This window comes from Pseudomonas sp. Irchel 3A18 (assembly GCF_900187465.1).
Taxonomy (GTDB): domain Bacteria; phylum Pseudomonadota; class Gammaproteobacteria; order Pseudomonadales; family Pseudomonadaceae; genus Aquipseudomonas; species Aquipseudomonas cichorii.
Genome location: NZ_FYDI01000017.1, coordinates 79,831 through 98,530 on the forward strand (window position 1 = coordinate 79,831; position 18,700 = coordinate 98,530).

Annotated in this window: 15 protein-coding genes; 11 read left to right on the forward strand and 4 right to left on the reverse strand. The window is 57.6% G+C overall.

Going from position 1 to position 18,700, the window contains the following annotated elements; translation table 11 throughout:
- The first annotated feature begins 124 nt into the window (after positions 1 to 124).
- On the forward strand, positions 125 to 859 hold the full coding sequence (gene fnr, locus CKW23_RS23115; RefSeq protein ID WP_095068403.1) for a fumarate/nitrate reduction transcriptional regulator Fnr: 735 nt from the start codon (positions 125 to 127) through the stop codon (positions 857 to 859).
- A gap of 63 nt (positions 860 to 922) precedes the next feature.
- Complete coding sequence (locus tag CKW23_RS23120; RefSeq protein ID WP_025259310.1) at positions 923 to 1,471, forward strand: adenine phosphoribosyltransferase; 549 nt, start codon at positions 923 to 925, stop codon at positions 1,469 to 1,471.
- A 59-nt stretch (positions 1,472 to 1,530) separates the two neighbouring features.
- Here CKW23_RS23120 and recR read toward each other — a convergent pair whose 3' ends face one another.
- The 3 genes from recR to dnaX all read right to left on the reverse strand — a co-directional run bounded on the left by recR (position 1,531) and on the right by dnaX (position 4,846).
- A complete protein-coding gene (gene recR, locus CKW23_RS23125; RefSeq protein WP_025259309.1) occupies positions 1,531 to 2,133 on the reverse strand; it encodes a recombination mediator RecR in 603 nt (200 codons plus the stop codon).
- Between the two features lie 201 nt (positions 2,134 to 2,334).
- Complete coding sequence (locus CKW23_RS23130; RefSeq protein ID WP_025259308.1) at positions 2,335 to 2,661, reverse strand: YbaB/EbfC family nucleoid-associated protein; 327 nt, start codon at positions 2,659 to 2,661, stop codon at positions 2,335 to 2,337.
- A 61-nt stretch (positions 2,662 to 2,722) separates the two neighbouring features.
- Complete coding sequence (gene dnaX / locus CKW23_RS23135) at positions 2,723 to 4,846, reverse strand: DNA polymerase III subunit gamma/tau (protein WP_025259307.1); 2,124 nt, start codon at positions 4,844 to 4,846, stop codon at positions 2,723 to 2,725.
- A gap of 713 nt (positions 4,847 to 5,559) precedes the next feature.
- On the opposite strand from dnaX, the gene CKW23_RS23140 reads away from it, so the two are divergent.
- From CKW23_RS23140 to CKW23_RS23160, 5 genes are all read left to right on the forward strand, one after another.
- On the forward strand, positions 5,560 to 8,475 hold the full coding sequence (locus CKW23_RS23140; RefSeq protein WP_025259306.1) for an aldehyde dehydrogenase family protein: 2,916 nt from the start codon (positions 5,560 to 5,562) through the stop codon (positions 8,473 to 8,475).
- A gap of 39 nt (positions 8,476 to 8,514) precedes the next feature.
- Entirely contained in the window at positions 8,515 to 9,672 is a 1,158-nt protein-coding gene (locus CKW23_RS23145; RefSeq protein WP_025259305.1) for an MFS transporter, read from the forward strand.
- Between the two features lie 235 nt (positions 9,673 to 9,907).
- Complete coding sequence (locus CKW23_RS23150; protein WP_025259304.1) at positions 9,908 to 10,660, forward strand: ABC transporter substrate-binding protein; 753 nt, start codon at positions 9,908 to 9,910, stop codon at positions 10,658 to 10,660.
- A gap of 109 nt (positions 10,661 to 10,769) precedes the next feature.
- A complete protein-coding gene (gene acpA, locus CKW23_RS23155) occupies positions 10,770 to 12,446 on the forward strand; it encodes an acid phosphatase (protein ID WP_095068405.1) in 1,677 nt (558 codons plus the stop codon).
- 105 nt (positions 12,447 to 12,551) lie between these two features.
- Complete coding sequence (locus tag CKW23_RS23160; protein ID WP_236249344.1) at positions 12,552 to 13,049, forward strand: N-acetylmuramoyl-L-alanine amidase; 498 nt, start codon at positions 12,552 to 12,554, stop codon at positions 13,047 to 13,049.
- Positions 13,050 to 13,099: 50 nt separating this feature from the next.
- On the opposite strand, the gene CKW23_RS23165 is transcribed toward CKW23_RS23160, so the two are convergent.
- Entirely contained in the window at positions 13,100 to 13,993 is an 894-nt protein-coding gene (locus tag CKW23_RS23165; RefSeq protein WP_256590479.1) for a LysR family transcriptional regulator, read from the reverse strand.
- Between the two features lie 519 nt (positions 13,994 to 14,512).
- Between CKW23_RS23165 and CKW23_RS23170 the strand changes: the two genes are divergently transcribed.
- The 4 genes from CKW23_RS23170 to CKW23_RS23185 are packed head-to-tail and all read left to right on the forward strand — an operon-like array spanning position 14,513 to position 18,588.
- Positions 14,513 to 16,033 carry an amino acid ABC transporter permease/ATP-binding protein gene (locus CKW23_RS23170; RefSeq protein ID WP_025259300.1) on the forward strand — a complete coding sequence of 507 codons (1,521 nt, stop codon included), beginning with the start codon at positions 14,513 to 14,515 and terminating at the stop codon, positions 16,031 to 16,033.
- A gap of 31 nt (positions 16,034 to 16,064) precedes the next feature.
- Positions 16,065 to 16,937 carry a phytanoyl-CoA dioxygenase family protein gene (locus CKW23_RS23175; RefSeq protein ID WP_095068409.1) on the forward strand — a complete coding sequence of 291 codons (873 nt, stop codon included), beginning with the start codon at positions 16,065 to 16,067 and terminating at the stop codon, positions 16,935 to 16,937.
- Between the two features lie 27 nt (positions 16,938 to 16,964).
- Positions 16,965 to 17,798 carry a transporter substrate-binding domain-containing protein gene (locus CKW23_RS23180; RefSeq protein ID WP_095068411.1) on the forward strand — a complete coding sequence of 278 codons (834 nt, stop codon included), beginning with the start codon at positions 16,965 to 16,967 and terminating at the stop codon, positions 17,796 to 17,798.
- Positions 17,799 to 17,856: 58 nt separating this feature from the next.
- Positions 17,857 to 18,588, forward strand: a complete 732-nt coding sequence (locus CKW23_RS23185; protein ID WP_025259297.1) for a class II aldolase and adducin N-terminal domain-containing protein — start codon at positions 17,857 to 17,859, stop codon at positions 18,586 to 18,588.
- The last annotated feature ends 112 nt before the right edge of the window (positions 18,589 to 18,700 follow it).

Genomic DNA, 18,700 nt, shown 5'->3' on the forward strand with positions numbered 1-18,700 from the left:
GTGTAAGTTTATCGACACATTCAACACAACCTTGATACCCGAGAACACTTCGCGCACTGGTCTAAGCCACAGTGCGTGAGTTACCCTTACGACCTATGTGTGATTTCCCACAAGGAATTAAGTGATGTCCGAGCCGGTCAAAGTGCGTGCTCATACCCAGGCCCATTGCAGGGACTGTAGCCTCGCGCCGCTCTGTCTGCCGCTGTCGTTGAACCTGGAAGACATGGATGCCCTCGACGAAATCGTCAAGCGTGGCCGCCCGCTGAAGAAAGGCGAATTCCTGTTTCGCCAGGGCGATACCTTCTCTTCGGTCTATGCCGTACGTTCCGGCGCCCTGAAAACCTTCAATATCAGTGACGGCGGTGAAGAACAGCTCACCGGCTTCCACCTGCCCAGCGAACTGGTCGGCATGTCCGGGATGGACTCCGAGGCTTACCCGGTTTCAGCCCAGGCCCTGGAAACCACGTCGGTCTGTGAAATCCCTTTCGAGCGTCTCGACGAACTGTCCGTAAAGCTCCCGCAACTGCGTCGGCAACTGATGCGCGTCATGAGCCGCGAGATACGCGATGACCAGCAAATGATGCTGCTGTTGTCGAAAAAGACCGCCGACGAGCGTATTGCGACCTTCCTGATCAACCTGTCGGCACGCTTCCGGGCACGAGGCTTTTCGGCCAACCAGTTCCGCCTGAGCATGTCCCGCAACGAAATCGGCAATCACCTGGGTCTGGCCGTGGAAACCGTATCCCGCGTATTCACCCGTTTCCAGCAAAATCAGCTGATTGCGGCCGAAGGCAAGGAGATCCATATTCTGGACCCGATCCAGCTCTGTGCCCTGGCTGGCGGGGCAATGGAAAGTTGAAACGTGCGATCCGGAGCGGGTCGGCTTAAACTACCGGCCAACCTTGCCCCCGGATCATATGTAATGATTTTCGATGAATTGAGCTTCAAATCCCTGATTCGCCCAGTCGTGGACTTCCCCAAGCCAGGCGTGGTCTTTCGCGACATCACCCCGCTCTTCCAGTCACCCAAGGCGACCCGCCTGGTGATCGACAGCTTCGTGCAGCGTTACATCGACGCCGACTTCAGCCATGTCGGTGTCATGGATGCGCGTGGCTTTCTGATCGGTTCGGTCGTGGCCTATGAGCTGAACAAGCCGCTGATCCTGTTCCGCAAACAGGGCAAGCTACCGGCAGACGTGCTGTCCGAGGGCTACCAGACCGAATACGGCGAAGCCTATCTGGAAGTGCATGCCGACAGCCTGTGCGATGGCGACTCGGTGGTGATGTTCGATGACCTGATCGCCACAGGCGGCACCCTGATTGCAGCGGCCAACCTGATCCGCCGCATGGGCGCGCACATTCACGAAGCCGCAGCCATCATAGACCTGCCGGAACTGGGCGGTTCTCAGCGTCTGGTCGACATGAATATCCCGACGTTCTGCCTGACCAGCTTTGCGTTGAACGAGCAGTAATTGCCTGTTCGCGAATGGATTCACTCCTACTGTGGGAGCGAATTCATTCGCGAAAAACCTCACAACGCTATCGGCTTACGCCCTGCAAACGAATGCGCCAGTGTCCCGCCATCCACCAGATCCAGCTCGCCCCCCAAGGGCACGCCATGGGCGATGCGTGAGGCAATCAGGCCTTTGTCGTTGAGCAACTGGGCAATGTAATGCGCTGTGGCTTCACCTTCCACCGTCGGGTTGGTGGCCAGAATGACCTCAGTGAAAGTGCCCTGCTCGTTGATGCGCTCCAGCAATTGCGGAATGCCAATCGCCTCAGGCCCGAGCCCATCGAGTGGCGACAAGTGGCCCTTGAGCACGAAGTAACGCCCGCGATAGCCCGTCTGCTCCACCGCATAGACATCCGTCGGCCCTTCGACCACGCACAGCAGCGTGTCGTCGCGACGAGGGTCGGCGCATTGCGGGCATAAATCTTCTTCAGTGAGGGTACGGCATGAACGGCAGTGACCGACACCTTCCATGGCCTGGCTCAATGCCAGTGCGAGGCGCGAGCCACCGCTGCGGTCCCGCTCCAGCAGCTGCAGCGCCATGCGTTGAGCGGTTTTCTGACCGACACCCGGCAGGACGCGAAAGGCATCGATCAATTGGCGAATCAGGGGGCTGAAGCTCATGGAGAAAGGTCCGACGAAAACACAAGACGCGGTTTATACCCGCGCCTTGCAATGAGCGTCAACCATACCTGCCACAGATGCCGTCCCGTGCCTCTTCGCGAATGAATTCGCTCCCACGGCAGGAGCGAATTCATTCGCGAAAAGCAGGGCAAAAAAATGCCAGGCACTGGGCCTGGCATTGATCGGTGCAGAGAACAGGCCTTAGAAAGGCAGCTTCATGCCCGGCGGCAGTTGCATGCCTGCGGTCATGCTGGCGGTCTTTTCCTGGCTGGCCTGTTCGATCTTGCGCACGGCGTCGTTGACGGCAGCGGCAACCAGGTCTTCCAGCACTTCCTTGTCTTCCTGCATCAGGCTGTCATCCAGAGTGATGCGCTTGACGTCATGACGACCGGTCATCACCACGCTCACCAGGCCTGCGCCCGACTGGCCGGTCACTTCCGCGTTGGCCAGTTCTTCCTGCATCTTGGCCATTTTTTCCTGCATTTGCTGGGCCTGCTTCATCAGGCCAGCCATGCCACCTTTCATCATGGGATATCTCCTCGAAAATGGATGGTTCGTTTGCGCGACGCCACAAGCGTCGAGCCGTCAGTTAATGAGCCTGCGCTACGGGAGCGTCCACGGGTTTGATCGTATCCTCCCGAATCACTGCGCCAAACTGTTGCAACATCTGCTGGATGAACGGATCGGCATGAATCGAAGCCTCGGCCTGACGCTGACGCTCGGCACGCAAGCGAGACGCCGCCTGGGCAGGGGTTTCCTGCTCGGGCTTGATCAGCTCGATACTCAAATTGATCGTGCGGCCATGGAACTGGTTCAACGCATCATTGAGGCGACGCTGCTGAGTCGAGTTGAACAAGGCGCTGTGGGCAGGGTCCAGGTGCAGCAGCCAGTTATCGCCTTCGGCCTTGATCAGTGTGCAGTTGGCGGCGATGCTGCCTGTCATGCCCGAAATGGGCAACTGCGGGAACATTTCCAGCCATTGCAGCGCAAGGCCCGTGGCCGGCATCGCAGCGGGTTCTGGCTCGGGCTCCGATGCCTCGGCTTCGGTGACACTTTCGTGGGCCAGCTCATCGAGATAGCTATAGGAAGCAGGATCGATGTCGATATCCGGCTCTACATAGTCGTCATCCGCAGGCGGCTCGTCGTCGCGATCCATGGGGGCCGACATATAGGCCGAATCCGGAATGGCCTCAAGCATGCCCGGTGTCACCTGCTGCTCAGCCACCGGCTCGGGCTGCTGGACCTGCGGCGCGTCCGGCACCGGGCTGGCCGGCTCGGGCGTGGGCATTGGCGTCAGCTCGGGCTGCTCGGCCACGGTTTCAAGCACGGGTTCTGGCTCTGGCTCAGCGACAGGCTCAGGCACCGGCTCGGCAACAGGGGCCTTGGACTCAATCCATGGCAGATCGATTTCTTCGACCGGCGCAGCCTCTTGAACAGGCGGCTGCACGGGCTCGGGCGCAGGCTTTTCAACGACAGGCGCAGGCGCGACAACCGGTGCGGGCGCAGCAGCGGGCGTGACGGGAGCAACCGGGGCAACGGCAGTGGCAACTGCCACCGGAGGTCGGGAATCAACTGCGGCCTGGTTGATCCCCACTGGCTTTAGCGGCTGTCTCGGCGCATCGGCGCTCTCGGCAGGACGGAAGGCCAGCATGCGCAGCAGCACCATTTCAAAGCCGCCGCGCGGGTCCGGCGCCAGAGGAAGATCGCGACGTCCAATCAGGCCCATCTGGTAATAAAACTGTACATCTTCGGCAGGCAGCGCCTGTGCCAGAGCCAGTACGCGATCACGGTCACCGTGACCGTTGTCGACACCCTCGGGCAGCGCCTGGGCAATTGCCACACGGTGCAGGACGTTGAGAATCTCCGACAGCACGCCATTCCAGTCAGGCCCTTGCTCGGCCAAGTGACGCACGGCCTCCAGCAGCCCGCGTGCATCGCCTTCCAGCAAGGCCGTCAGCACATCGAACACCTGACCATGGTCCAGTGTGCCCAGCATGGCACGCACATCGGCGGCCATGACCTTGCCTTCGCCGAAAGCAATGGCCTGATCGGTCAGGCTCATGGCGTCACGCATCGAACCATCAGCCGCACGGCCCAACAGCCAGAGTGCGTCGTCCTCGAACGGCACATTCTCGACACCCAGCACATGGCTCAAGTGTTCGACCACACGCTCGGGGGTCATGTTCTTCAGCGAGAACTGCAGGCAGCGCGACAGAATCGTGGCTGGCAGCTTTTGCGGGTCGGTGGTCGCCAGGATGAACTTGACGTAAGGCGGTGGCTCTTCGAGGGTCTTGAGCAACGCATTGAACGAGTGGCTGGAGAGCATGTGCACTTCGTCGATCAGGTAGACCTTGAAGCGCCCGCGGCTCGGTGCGTACTGGACGTTATCCAGCAACTCGCGGGTGTCCTCGACCTTGGTCCGGCTGGCGGCGTCGATCTCGATCAGGTCGACAAAACGGCCCTCGTCGATTTCCTGACAGACCGAACAGGTACCGCAAGGCGTTGAAGTAATGCCGGTTTCACAGTTCAGGCACTTGGCGATGATCCGCGCAATGGTCGTCTTGCCGACGCCACGGGTGCCGGTGAACAGATAGGCATGGTGCAGCCGCTGGCTGTCCAGCGCATTGATCAGGGCCTTCAGCACATGGGTCTGGCCGACCATTTCGCGGAACGAGCGCGGACGCCATTTACGTGCAAGAACCTGATAACTCATTGAAAACCGTCGCAACTGGGAAGCGGAAGACCGCTAATGCTAGCGGAGCAAGAGCAAAATTGCATCTGGTCTCATGGGTTATCTGGCTCGTACGGCGTTTCTCACCCAGGTCTGAAAACGCGCACCTGCCTTGCGCGTGATGCAGAGACGAATAAAGAACGCGCTCACAAGGGGGGGCAAGATGAATTAGTCACTGGTTGAAAGTTTCCTGGCGTGCAGGGATTGAATTTCAATAAAAGGCTGGCGTAAGCTCGGACAACTTATCGTAAGCCCTCAAGAAGAGAGCACTCACGATAAGCATCAATACCAGATCAGGACGCTGCATTTTACAAGGGTTGGCAGACAACAGGTTGTTCAGGTTTACGGTTATCTGCCTGTAATTGAATACTGCCCATATGGCATAGACGTATGGGCAATTATCTGACTATTGATATCTCTCATGTCGCTTTCCATAGTGAACCCGTCGTTATATCTGATGCACGCCCACAAGGACATGGCCTGGCTGGATGGCCAGGTTACGAACAGTCGTCGCTGCATTCTTTTTGCCTTTACCTTCTCGCCTCCCCTCTGAAAAACACCCACTCGCCATTCGGGTCTTACAACCTTCCGATAGCGACTCAGGGCTTTGCCGTGCCTATCAGCGATGACTTCATCGCTTTTTACATCACGTCCTGCGGGGGACGGTTAATTGCATCAAACAGGAAGTTCATTGCATGTGGTGGAAAAGTCTTGCTCGACAAATTCAGGAAAGAACTGCCGATAACAACGAAACCGTTGCCTTCGGCGCGGGGTTTGGCCCCTCCGGACTGCCGCATATCGGAACCTTGTGTGAGGTGCTGCGCGTCAGCATCGTCAGAACAGCCTTTGAACGAATCTCCGGCAAGGAAACCCGGCTTCTTATTATTTCCGACGATATGGACGCCCTGAGGAAAGTGCCTGCGACCTTTGCTCAGCCACAGGCTCTACAGAGCTGCCTGGGATTGCCATTGTGCGATATTCCCGACCCGTTCGAGAACGCGAGAAGTCTGTCGGCAGGTATCAACGCCCGACTTGATCATGCACTGGCCCCCTATGGGCTGGATTATCAACTGTTAGAAAACAGTACCCTTTATCGGTCCGGCTACTACAACTCGACCATTCGACAGTTTCTCGCTCGAATGGAGTCGATCAATCAGGTGGTGGCATCACGTCTGGGGATCACCCGCAGAAAGAGCTACAGCATGTTCATGCCCATGTCGCGATTTTCCGGGCGGATCATTGAGCATCTGGTCGTCCGGAACGTGGATCTTCAGCGAGGAGAGATAACGTACCGGATTCCCCCGGATCTGCTGATCAATAGACCCGGCGAGGAGTACAGTATTACCTCTCAGGAATACTACACCGATGAGCCAATTGGCGAAGATATCACCACGTCGGTATTGGACGGACACTGCAAATTACAATGGAAAGCCGATTGGGCAATGCGCCTGATTCACCGCAATATCTCTTTTGAAATGCATGGCGAGGACCTGACGGACTCCGCGAATACCGTGCGTGATATCTGCGCAGTTCTGGAAGTACAAGCTCCGATCCTGATGAAGTACGGGCTCTTTACCGATATTGCCGGCAAGAAAATATCCAAAAGCAAAGGCAACGGTTTCTCGCTGGAACAAGTCAGCAAGTACATGCCTGAAGAAGCGTTGCAGCATTTCATGTTCAGCAACCCTTACCGCACGACCCGTTTTCACCCACAGGTGTCGATCAAAGCGTATGACAATTACTGTGCCGACCATGCACGACTGGTAGCAGGAGACAATGACAACCCGGTTGCTTATTTCCACCGCCAACCGACTCATCGCAAACGTCTCTCCACCTACCAGCGGATACTGAACATCCTGACCGCCTGCCATCCCGGTGATATTGACGCGGCTTACCATTACCTGCTCAAGCACGAAAAAATCCGGCAGGACATTCTCGCGGATGAAACCTTCACCCACGTTATACAGAAAGCGTTTACCTACTATCAGGAACGGATTGCCCCGCGCTTCAAGCCACGCCTGATCAATGAGTACGCCGAATCACTCCTGTATCGACTGTCAGAACAATTCAAACAACTGTCACTGCATCACAAATCCATGGCGGATACACCCCTTACACACCTCTTTGATCAGGTTGGCGCCCCCAGTCACGACATGGCTTATCGGATGCTCTATGCCTGCCTGTTCGGTGAGGAAAGCGGACCACGGCTGGAGGAATACATCACTCGCATGGGCGTGCAGGCTTTTTGTATGGAACTCGAATCACGGATCGAACAGGCAATTAATCACAGGGAGAGTGAAACCATGAGTACGCAAGTCAATCAAGCCATTACCGAGTCGCATGACATCCAGCGCTCGGCCCTTCTTGTGCCTGCATCAGGCAGCGGACGAGTTCTGGAGGCCATCGATTTTCTGGAAGTCAAGGCACGTGCTGCAGCCTTTGCACAGCATCTTCGAGACAATAAAGAAGCGATTGCCGAGAGCCTTTCAGGGTTCGAGTGCTACAACGTAGCGGTGGATGAAATCGAACGTTGTGTCGAGCTTCTGGAGAACCTGGAACTCAATAGCCCGTTCTTTGAGCGCAAGGTGCATTGCGTCACAAGTTATCTGCCACTCAACCAACCGATCTATGCAACGACATGCTTTGGCATCGTTCCTTCATTGATGGCTGATGAAGCCTGGCTTCGACCGCCTACCGCCATGCACTCGCACTATAAAAAGTTGTTGGAACCCCTGCAGTTGGCGCGCTTTTTCCCGAACCTGAACATCTCTTTCGCAGATAAAGAGACATTCGTCAGCCAGACTGCGGCTATCTCTGATGCGGTGATCTTTACCGGCACACCGGAAAACGCGACCAAGGTGCGCAAGTCTTACCTCAAGCGCACCTTGTTCATTCTCAACGGAGCGGGCCATAACCCACTGGTAGTGGCTGCCGATGCCTCGATCGACACCGCCATCGAAAGTGCCCTGCGAGTGGTGCTTTACAATCAGGGGCAGGATTGCGCAGGTCCCAACAGCATTCTGGTACACCGAGATATCCATGCCGAATTCATTCATCGCTTGCGTGAAGAGTTGTCCAAATGCGAGGGACATGTGGGGGATTACGCCTGCAAAGAGAATATTGTGGGACCTAACAGCGATCCTGATCACACCCTGAAAGTGGTAAAGATGTTCAAGGAGTATCGGGAGCACTGCACATACGGAGGTGAAATCAACCCGATCAGTGGATTGATACGTCCTACCGTGTTTGAACGACCGTTGTCTCTGGGAGGCAATTACAAAGAGTTCTTTGCCCCGGTATTCTTCGTTCAACCTTATGACGAAGACGCAGAACTGGCGAGCTACTTCGAACACCCGCTCTATTCGCCCAATTCAATGTACGTGTCACTGTTTGGCAGCAGCCACTATATCGATGAGCTGGTTGCACGCGGAAAACATGATACGCAAACCGTACTCAAAAACACCGACCTGCATGTGGTGGAGAAAGGCTATAACCCCTACGGCGGTCACGGGGTTGCGGCGTCCTGCCTCTACGTGAACGGTGTCCGGATTGCCAAACCGACGTTACCGCAACGTGACATCCACGAACATCTTGTGGCGGCTGGAGCATGAATGGGTTGTCTGGACGACAGCAGGCCCGGGGTATGACTGATGAATAAAGTACTGTTGGCGGCTCTGATACTGGGAGTTTCCATCGTCGGCCTGACTATCGGTTCGACCGTGCCAGTGGTTGCACTGCGCCTTTATCAGGCACAGGCTTCGAGCGTTCATATCGGTGTGATGTCTGCACTGCCAGCGGCCGGCATCATATTGTCGGCCTTTATGGTGGACTGGGTCAGCCAGCGCTTGAGCCGAAGACACATCTATATGGGGTGCTTCGCGCTATCGGCCCTCAGCGTTGCAGCCATCGAGGTATTCGCATCGACGCTCTACGGCCTGGCTCTGGCCAGGCTGGTGATGGGCGTGGCCGCAGGGCTCATCATCATTATCGGAGAATCCTGGGTCAATGAAATCGCCGAGGACTCCCATCGAGGAAGGATCGTTGCGATCTACACCACCTGCTTCACGATCTTTCAGGTGATGGGACCAGGCATGGTGGCCATGTTTGGCACCGCAGGACTACAGGTAATCGGTGTGGTGGTGCTCGGGAATATTCTGGCACTGGGGACGATCAGCTTCACCTTGCCCCGACAAGTGATCTGGCACGGACACTCGGAAAGCAAGACCTTCTCGGTGCTGGGCTTCATTCAAGTTGCACCGGCGCTCTGCATGGGCATCATCTTCTTCTCGTTCTTCGATAGCGTGATCCTGTCGATGTTTCCGGTTTATGCCGCCGAACACGGTTACACCATCAAACTCGCAGCACTGATGGTGACGGTAATACTGCTCGGCGATGCCGCTCTGCAGTTTCCGCTGGGCTGGCTATCAGACAAAATTGCCCGGCCTCTGGTCTATCTGGGGTGCGGAGTTCTGTCTCTGACCATCGGGGCGTGCCTGCCATGGCTGATGAACCATCCCTTGCTACTCTGGCCAAGCCTGATCGTACTCGGGGCCGTTGCAGGCGGGGTTTACACCTTGGCAATCATTCTGATCGGCGAAGGCTTCAAAGGTCAGGATCTGGTCACAGCGAATGCCAGCGCCGGCTTTTTGTGGGGGGTAGGCAGCCTGCTTGGACCACTGGTCAGCGGCGCAGCGATGACCACCAGTGCTCACGGCCTGCCCCTGGCACTGTCGGCGGCGGCTGTGCTGCTGGTGTTGTTCACATTACCGATGCTCAGGAGAACGATGCGGGTCAAGGCGCTGGGTTGAGGTTCAGACCGGGCTCCAGGACATGGACACACCGGGGGAAGGAGTAGACATAGCATGTAAAAACGCCTGTTAAGAGCGTTATCCGCAAAACGCGGCTACATTCCCTCAGAGCCGTCAGGATAGTCATGGATTTCACTAGCGGATGCACAACCACGAGCTGAACGAATGAAGTGCAAGGGTACTCTGTATACGGTCTTTTAAAAGCCGCATAGTGCGGCTGTGGCTGGGGCCCCCCATGCGTCGAAACCCGATTCTGTTGTGCATTTCATTTCTGTTCAGCCCATTGATCAGCGCCGCCGACCCCACGCTGCGTTTTTCCGTGGCCGAAAGCTGGTCGATGCCCTTGATCCGTATCGAAAACCACCAGCCCACTTCCGGCATCCTGTTCGACATCATGCAGAGCCTGACGCATCAGTTAGGCCGAACCGCCGAGTACCACGTGCTGCCACGTCTGCGCGTTCAGCCAGCGCTGGAGCACGGCGAAGTGGATGTGCGCTGCTACACCGCCAAGGCCTGGGTGCCGGAGCTGTCGGGGGATTATCTGTGGAGCCTGCCGTTCATGTATCAGCGCGACCTGCTGATCGCATCAGCCGAAACCGCGGCAGGCCCTTACCCCAATCAGTTCGATCACGAAACCATCGGTACCGTGCTGGGGTACAGCTACCCGACCATGGATCATCTGTTCGCCAACCACAAACTGGTTCGCGAAGACGCACGCAGCCAGGAACATGCATTGCGCAAACTCATCGCCGGTCGCTATCACTACGCGATTGCCAGCCAACTGGTCATGGACTGGATCAACCGCGACCTGCCCGACCACAAACGCCTCAAGACCGTTTCAAGGATCAGCGAACAGGAAACCGGCTGCATCGTGCGCAATGACCCGGACATCCCCGCGCAGGAAATCCTCGACACCCTGGCGCGCATGAAGGCCTCGGGAGAGATCCAGCGGATCATCGATCGGTACACAACAGCTCCCGCTCCATGAAGAATCGCCGCACCTACTCCCGGCACGCACTCCTGTAGCAATATCGTCATATAGCCTCGATACGCTCTCGGAAATCTTTAGTAACAATTAAAGCGAGCAGGTAATCCGCATGAGCAACAAACCAGACGACGACTCACAAACCAACCCCAGCCGTCGCCGTTTTCTGGGAGGAATGGCGGCGCTGGGCGCAGGCGTCACCCTCAGCGGTTACGCCACAGCCAGCGAAAAAAACGCCTCTGGCACTGAAAGACGCCTGACCGGCACCGAGCTGGACAAGGCACTCAAGCACCACATCAAGACCGTCGTCGTCATCTACGCCGAGAACCGCAGCTTCAATAACCTGTTCGCTGACTTCCCCGGCGTCGAAAAACCACTCTCGGCCCTCAAGCCTGCCGACTACCAGCAACACGACCGCGACGGCTCTTTACTCAAGACCCTGCCGCCGGCCTGGGGCGGCGTCTTGCAGCTCGGGCCGCAGACGGTCGATGGCGTCACCTACGCCGCTGGCGTGCAATATCAGGAAAACCTGCACAACGCGCCCTTCCCGCTCAAAGGCCCGAGTGGCGAAGACCTGCCCTTGAGCCTTGTCACTCGCGACCTGTGGCACGTGTTCTATCAGAACCAGATGCAAATCAACGAAGGCAAGAACGACCGCTTCGTGGCCTGGGCCGATGCGGGCGGGCTGACCATGGGGGTTTACCCGCAAAGCCAGTATTCGCTGCGCCTGTGGGACGTCGCCAAGGAGTTCGTGCTCTGTGACAACTTCTTCCAGGGCGCTTTCGGCGGATCGTTCCTCAACCACCAGTACCTGATTTCGGCTACCGCGCCGTTCTACCCGGACGCCGCCAACTCTGCCGCCAAGGCCCAGATCGCCACCCTGCAAAGCGACGACCCGCTGGACCCGCGCCTCAAGCCACTGGATAAATCCCCGGCCAGCGCCCTGGAGGGTCCGCCACAATTCGGCCCAAGCGCGCTCACGCCAGACGGCTACGCGGTCAACACCCTCGCCCCGCCCTACTGGCCGACCTGGCTGCGCGATCCGCAGAACCCGGATTACTCCAAACCGGACCTGGCCAACGTGCTGGTGCCCCAGATCCACGACCACATCGGCGACAAGCTGTCGAAGAAAGACGTCGAATGGGCCTGGTATGCAGGTGCCTGGCAAGTCACGCTGGACGAATTCAAGGACTCCACCGGCATCCCGAAAATCCCCAACTTCCAGTACCACCATCAGCCGTTCAACTACTTCAAGCAACAAGGCCCGCAAAACCCGGCCGAGCGCAAGAAGCGCCTGCGCGATGGCGGTCTTGGCGATGAGTCGAGCACCAACAGGTTCCTGGCCGATGCCGAAGCCGGCAATCTGCCGGCCGTGACCTTCTACAAACCACAGGGCAACCTGAACCTGCACGCCGGTTACGCCGACGTCGCTTCCGGCGACCGGCATATCGACCGGGTCATCAAAGTGCTGCGCAACAGCCCGCAGTGGGAAAACATGGTGATCGTCATCACCGTGGACGAAAACGGCGGCTGGTGGGACCACGTCGCGCCCCCCAAAGGTGACCGCTTCGGCCCCGGCACACGCATCCCGGCAATCGTCGTCTCGCCCTTTGCCCGTAAAGGCACCGTGGACCACACCGTCTACGACACCGCCTCGATCCTGCGCCTGATCACCCGCATTCATGGCCTGGAAAAGCTCGATGGCCTCAAGCGTCGCGACGACGCCATGGCAGCCCGTGGCCAGGCACCCATGGGCGACCTGACCAATGCGCTGCAATTTCCCACCTGAATGACCGAAAAGCCTGTCAGCCGCTGTACGCAGCGGCTGACTTGAGACAGATGTCGCTCTCGTATTCCTTACAAGGCTCCAATCACCTTGCAAGGAATGCAGCCCATGAACCAGACCTCAACCCCTTCGACCCTCAAGGATCGGACCAGTACCGACCTCATCGTCGTCCATTGCTCCGCCACTCGCGCCACGGCAGACATCGGCGTGCGTGAAATCACCCAATGGCATATCCAGCGCGGCTTCGACACCGTGGGCTATCACTACGTCATCCGCCGCAATGGCGAACTGGAAACCGGACGCGCAGAAAGCACCATCGGCGCCCATGTACGTGGCCATAACAGCAACTCCATCGGTGTTTGCCTGGCAGGCGGCGTCGATGCCGGCAACAAACCGGAAAACAACTTCACCCCCGCACAGTTTGCGACCCTGGAAACCCTGTTACAGCAACTCAAGGGCCGCTACCCCGCTGCACGCATCCTCGGCCACCGCGACCTGTCGCCGGATCGCAATGGCGACGGCAAGATCACGCCTGACGAGTTCATCAAGGCGTGCCCTTCGTTTGATGTAGGCGAATGGTGGGCGAGTCGAGCTGACGCGCGTTAAGCAATCAGTGCAAAGCTCTTACCGCTGCATGAGGCAAGCACTTGCTTGCCTCATGCACAGGGTTCGATCACCCTCGCTGCAACATTGGCAGGCGGGGCCAGCTCGACAGTGCGGCAATAATCCATAAACAGCCGGGTAGCGCGTGTTGGCTGGTTGTTGCGCAGATAGGCCATGACCAGCGTCGACGCTGGCATATCATCTTCAATATCCAGTTGGGCCAGTAGCTCGCCGTCGTAAGTCATATTGGTGCAGGGCCGAGTGACCAATACCGAAAAACCCAACCCCTGGCCGACCATGCAGCGCACCATTTCAATCGACGGTGAACTGTACGCAACCACGGGCGAATAGCCCTTTTCCGTAAAGATATCGATGAAGTAGGTTCTGCTGGGTACGGCATCCAGCAGGATCATCGGCTCCTGGCTCAGCTCGTGCAGCGTGACGGTTTTTTTCTGTGCCAGAGGATGAGCTGCCGGCAGCAGTGCATAAGGCTTGTGCGGCGCGTTCAACTCTTCTTTATTGATGGTGGCGCCCAGCTCAAGATCGTACAGAAACGCCAGATCGAAACGGCCACGGTGCAGCCCGTGCATCAATTCGTGTTGCTCGCCATCACACAGTTGAATAGTGACATCGGGGTATAAACGCTTGAAACCTGCAACCAGCCGGGGCATATAAAGTGGCGCAGCCGATTCAAAGCAACCAATAGCGATAGTGCCACGGACATGTTTGTTATCCGCGCGCGAGTTCTGTTCAAGTTCTTCGGAAAGTCGCAAGAGTTCTTTAGCTTTCTCATATACTTTCCCGCCACCTGACGTCAGGGAAACACCTTGCGCATGGTGGCGTACAAACAAAGGCTGTTCAAATGCCTCTTCGAGATTCTTGATAGCCACTGAAATGGAAGGCTGAGAAATATGCAACTGTCGCGAGGCTTCGGCAATACTGTCCATTTCAACTGCAGTGACAAAATACTTGAGCTGTTTCAATGTAAAGTGAGTCACTGCTTACCCCGCTTTGTACCGCATTGCCTGAATAGCTTTTACCTATACCCTAGCGAAGACCATGCCAGCGGCCAGGTTTTGCGTCAATTCATTAATCACATCGCCTGTTACCGATAACCCAGCCTGCTACGCGCTGATAAACCCCAGTAATGACGGGCCTCGCAGCACGACAGACGGCGCACTGAATGCGCGCAGTCGTGCCCGAGCGCTTGATTGACCGCCCTAAAAGTGCGCACTTCAGATGCATAAAATCCGCTATTCAGGCTCCGAACTTCAGAGCCCTGAGGCGCTTGTCATTATCAGCCTAGTATCTGCTTAGGATTTTCCTATGCTATGGGCCAAAACTTACTATTTGGCGAGTGGACTTGGCATCAATCATGATGGCCACAGAAGGGAGAACAGAGAGCGTTCACTATCAACTTCGACAGGACGTCGCCCATCACTATTCACTTGCCGAGCGAACTGACGATGACGTTTGACTGGAAATACATGTTTAGTCTGCTCAGCGATACCGAGTTCTGGAGGGCGAGCTGGACCGTCATTCAGCTCAGTGTATTGACGTGGGTAATAAGTATTGTTCTGGGGTTTGTTCTGGCGCTGGCCAAACAATCATCCCAGCCCCTGATCAACTTGCCAGCCCGGGCCTATATCTGGCTATTTCGTAGTTTGCCTTTACTGGTCCTGCTGATATTCATTTATAACTTGCCGCAGGTCGTGCCAGCCACCTCGGCCGTGCTGGCCAACCCGTTCTGGGCAGGCCTCATCGCCCTGGTGATATGCGAAACCGCTTACGTCGCAGAAATCCATCGCGGCGGCCTGCTCTCCATCGCCAAAGGGCAAAGTGAAGCGGCCAGAGCCTTGGGGCTGAGCTTTGTCGGCACTCAATGGCGGATCGTGATTCCCCAGGCGCTTCGTGTCGCGCTGCCGTCGCTGACCAACGAATACATCTCCATCGTCAAACTCAGCTCGCTGGTGTCGGTGATCTCCCTGACCGAGATCCTGATGGTAGGCCAGCGCCTCTACTCGCAGAACTTCCTGGTCATGGAAACCATGGCGGCAGTGGCCTTCTACTACGTGCTGATCGTTACTGTGTTCGACTTCCTGCTCAAACGCCTTGAACGCTACCTGGACGTGACGCAGCGCAAGGTCGTGCGCGAACCGGACGCCGACATGCTCAAGCTCGCTACCCAACAGCGCGCCGCCATTGACCGCCCCGTCTCAGACTTCGAAGGCCCTGCACTCCAGGCGACCCGGCTGCACAAGGCTTACAACGACATCGAAGTGCTGGGGGCCGTCAACCTGCAGATCCAGCCCGGTGAAGTGGTGTCGGTAATCGGGCCGTCGGGCTCGGGCAAGACCACATTGATCCGCCTGCTCAACGGTCTTGAGCAGATTGATAACGGCGACATCAAGGTCAATGGCCAGCCCTTCATTCACCTGACCCGCCAGGGCGCACAGAAACCGCGTTACGTGGAACACACCGAGCACCGCATGAAGATCGGCATGGTGTTCCAGAGCTTCAACCTGTTCCCGCACCTGACCGTGCTCGACAACCTGCTACTGGCCCCGCGTTACCACCGCCTGGCCCCGACAAATGAGCTCAAGCAACAGGCCTACGAGCTGCTGCACAAGGTCGGCATGCTGGAACACACCTGGAAATACCCGCATCAGTTGTCCGGCGGCCAGCAGCAACGAGTGGCGATTGCCCGTGCCTTGATGATGCGTCCGCAAATCATGCTGTTCGACGAACCCACTTCGGCACTGGACCCGGAAAAGGTCAACGAGGTGCTGCAGGTCATCGAAACCCTGGCGCAAGAGGGCATCACCATGGTCATCGTGACCCATGAGATGAACTTCGCCTTCAAGGTCTCCGATCGCATCGTGTTCATGGAGAAGGGCCGCGTGGTGTGCGACGACAACCCACAGGCGCTGCGCAACGGCCAGCACCCGCGTGTTGAAGCTTTTCTGAAAGATGTCTCGTTGGCTTGAACCTTAACGTTTTGTTTGATGGGAAAAGAACATGATCGAGCAATGGCAGATAGACCAGTTTCACGAACAGGGCTTTCTCGTGGTGGAAAACGTGCTGAACGCCCATGAAGTGGCCGCGCTACAGCAAGACTTCGACCAGTGGGTAGAGAACAGCCGCAGCCAGGACAAGGCCTGGGGGCAGACCCTGGATGGTCGACCACGTTTCGATCTGGAAAGCGACCATCGCCCCGATCACCCGTCGCTGCGCCGCGTGACCTCACCCACGGAAATCTCGCAGGCGTACTACCAGACGGCATTTCAATCGCGCATGGCAACCATTGCCGCGCAACTGATCGGCGGCAGCGGCACCCGTTTTCATCACAGCAAGATCAACTCCAAACTGCCTCACACCGCCACGCAGGTGAAGTGGCATCAAGACTTCCTGTTCACGCCACACAGCAACGACGACCTGGTGACAGCCCTGCTGATGGTCAGCGACGTGACCCCGGAAAACGGCCCGCTCAACGTAGTGCCGGGCAGCCACAAGGGAGAGCTCTGGTCCCATTGGCAGAACGGCCGCTTTACCGGTGCGGTTGAAGAAACCGTCATTGAAGAGCACTGCCAGCAACCGGTCGCCTGCTATGGCCCGTCGGGCTCGGTGTGCTTCATGCACACCCGCTTGCTGCACGCCTCAAGCCCCAATGAAACCGAATTCCCACGCACCCTGTTCATCAGCGTCTATGCCGCCGAAGACGCCTTGCCCTTCGGTGAAAACCCGCTGCCCAGCGAGCACACCGGCTTGATGGTGGCGGGCGAGGAAAGCGGCCTGATTCGCAGCACCGTGCACCACATTCGCCTGCCACAGAAACCCAAGGGCGCTTCGTTTTTCGTGCAGCAAGCCGGAAACGACGTCGCCACTGCCTGAACCCTACCCACTCTGCGAGGAATACCCATGAAGCTTTCAAGCCTGATTGTTCGTCCCGTTGCGCTGGCTGTATTGGGCGCTGCGCTTGCCATGTCCGCATCGATGGCCTCGGCTTTCCAGCAGCCGGGCAAGATCATCGCCGGTTCCGACATGACGTTCTTCCCCTATGAATACATGGACAAGAACAAACCAGCCGGCTTCGACATCGAGTTTCTCGACGGGCTGGCGAAAGTGATGGGGATGACGGCAGAGAACATCGACACCCGCTTTCCCAACCTGATCGGTGGCCTGCAGGGCGGCAAATTCGATATCACCAACTCGTCGATGTACATCACCGCCGACCGCCTGAAAGTCATCGACATGATTCCCTACCTCAAAAGCGGCGAGTCCATCCTGGCGGTCAAGGGCAGCGCCTATCAGCCCAAGACCCCGGAAGACTTCTGTGGCCACAAGATCGGCTCCATGGCAGCAACCTCCTGGCTGCAACAACTGCAGAAACTCTCCACCGAGTACTGCGTGAAAAACGGCCTGCCACCTATCGCGATCAGCGAATACGGCACCGACCCGCAAACGACCCAGTCCATGCTGGCCCACGCGGTTGAAGCACAGATCACCGACGCGGCCGTGGCTCGCGGCGTGGTGGAGAAACTCGGCAACCGGGTGGTGATCTCCTCTGAAACCCTGATCTACCCGGTGCTCAACGGCTTCGGCGTGAAAAAGGGCAACGATGTGGTCAAGAACGCCCTGATCGAAGGCCTTGAGAAATACAGCAAGACCCCGGAATACGCCGCATTGCTGGAGAAATACAAGTTCCAGGCCCCGACTGCCGACGACATCGCCACGCTGATGCCAAAACCCTGATAGCCCATGAACGTGCCCGGCAGTCACTGCGGGCACGTTCTACCGGAGTGCAATAACCATGGCCCTCAACTTCGAAGAACAGACGCGCATCGACCTGGCGGCGACCTTTCGCATCATCGCCCACCTGGGCATGCACGAAGCCGTTGCCAACCATTTCAGCGCCGCCCTGTCAGCCGACGGCAAAAAGTTTCTGCTCAACCCCAAGTGGAAACATTTCTCGCGGCTGCGCGCCAGCGACCTGTTGCTGCTGGATGCCGATGATGCCGAAGCCGCCCACCGGCCCGATGTAGATGCCACCGCCTGGTCCATCCATGGGCAGATCCACCAGCGCCTGCCGGATGCCCGCGTGGTGTTGCACTTGCACCCGGTCTACACCACCGCCGTGGCGTGCCTGGCCAAGCCGCACATTCCGGCAATCGACCAGAACACCGCCCGCTACTTCAACCGCGTAGCCGTGGACGAACTTTACGGCGGCATGGCCGACACCACAGCCGAAGGCGCACGCCTGACCGGCTTGCTGGAAGGCAAGAACCGTCTGCTGATGGGCAACCATGGCGTGATCGTCATTGCCCCAACCGTAGGCGAGGCCTTCGACGATATCTGGACCCTGGAGCGCGCCTGCCAGATTCTGGTAACGGCATGGTCCACAGGCCAGCCGCTGAAAATTCTGCCAGACGACGTCGCGGAGAAAACCGCCCGTGACTGGGAAAAAATCACCGATTTCTCTCACCAGCATTTTGAAGAAATGAAGCTGCTGATGATTCAGCAGGACCCTTCGCTGGTCGACTGACAACACCCGTTACTGACTCGATACACGTCTGCGGATGCCGTAGGACTCTTTGCGCCTGCGCCCTGACGTTTCGCTACTTTTTTACGGCACCAACACGTCGAAAACGGCCTGT

Coding starts and splice junctions, on each gene's coding strand:
- CKW23_RS23160 (WP_236249344.1), top strand. CDS start 12,552: ATGAACCAGACCTCAACCCCTTCGACCCTCAAGGATCGGACCAGTACC.
- CKW23_RS23150 (WP_025259304.1), top strand. CDS start 9,908: ATGCGTCGAAACCCGATTCTGTTGTGCATTTCATTTCTGTTCAGCCCA.
- CKW23_RS23130 (WP_025259308.1), bottom strand. CDS start 2,661: ATGATGAAAGGTGGCATGGCTGGCCTGATGAAGCAGGCCCAGCAAATG.
- acpA (WP_095068405.1), top strand. CDS start 10,770: ATGAGCAACAAACCAGACGACGACTCACAAACCAACCCCAGCCGTCGC.
- CKW23_RS23180 (WP_095068411.1), top strand. CDS start 16,965: ATGAAGCTTTCAAGCCTGATTGTTCGTCCCGTTGCGCTGGCTGTATTG.
- CKW23_RS23120 (WP_025259310.1), top strand. CDS start 923: ATGATTTTCGATGAATTGAGCTTCAAATCCCTGATTCGCCCAGTCGTG.
- CKW23_RS23185 (WP_025259297.1), top strand. CDS start 17,857: ATGGCCCTCAACTTCGAAGAACAGACGCGCATCGACCTGGCGGCGACC.
- dnaX (WP_025259307.1), bottom strand. CDS start 4,846: ATGAGTTATCAGGTTCTTGCACGTAAATGGCGTCCGCGCTCGTTCCGC.
- CKW23_RS23170 (WP_025259300.1), top strand. CDS start 14,513: ATGACGTTTGACTGGAAATACATGTTTAGTCTGCTCAGCGATACCGAG.
- CKW23_RS23175 (WP_095068409.1), top strand. CDS start 16,065: ATGATCGAGCAATGGCAGATAGACCAGTTTCACGAACAGGGCTTTCTC.
- CKW23_RS23145 (WP_025259305.1), top strand. CDS start 8,515: ATGAATAAAGTACTGTTGGCGGCTCTGATACTGGGAGTTTCCATCGTC.
- fnr (WP_095068403.1), top strand. CDS start 125: ATGTCCGAGCCGGTCAAAGTGCGTGCTCATACCCAGGCCCATTGCAGG.
- CKW23_RS23165 (WP_256590479.1), bottom strand. CDS start 13,993: ATGGACAGTATTGCCGAAGCCTCGCGACAGTTGCATATTTCTCAGCCT.
- recR (WP_025259309.1), bottom strand. CDS start 2,133: ATGAGCTTCAGCCCCCTGATTCGCCAATTGATCGATGCCTTTCGCGTC.
- CKW23_RS23140 (WP_025259306.1), top strand. CDS start 5,560: ATGTGGTGGAAAAGTCTTGCTCGACAAATTCAGGAAAGAACTGCCGAT.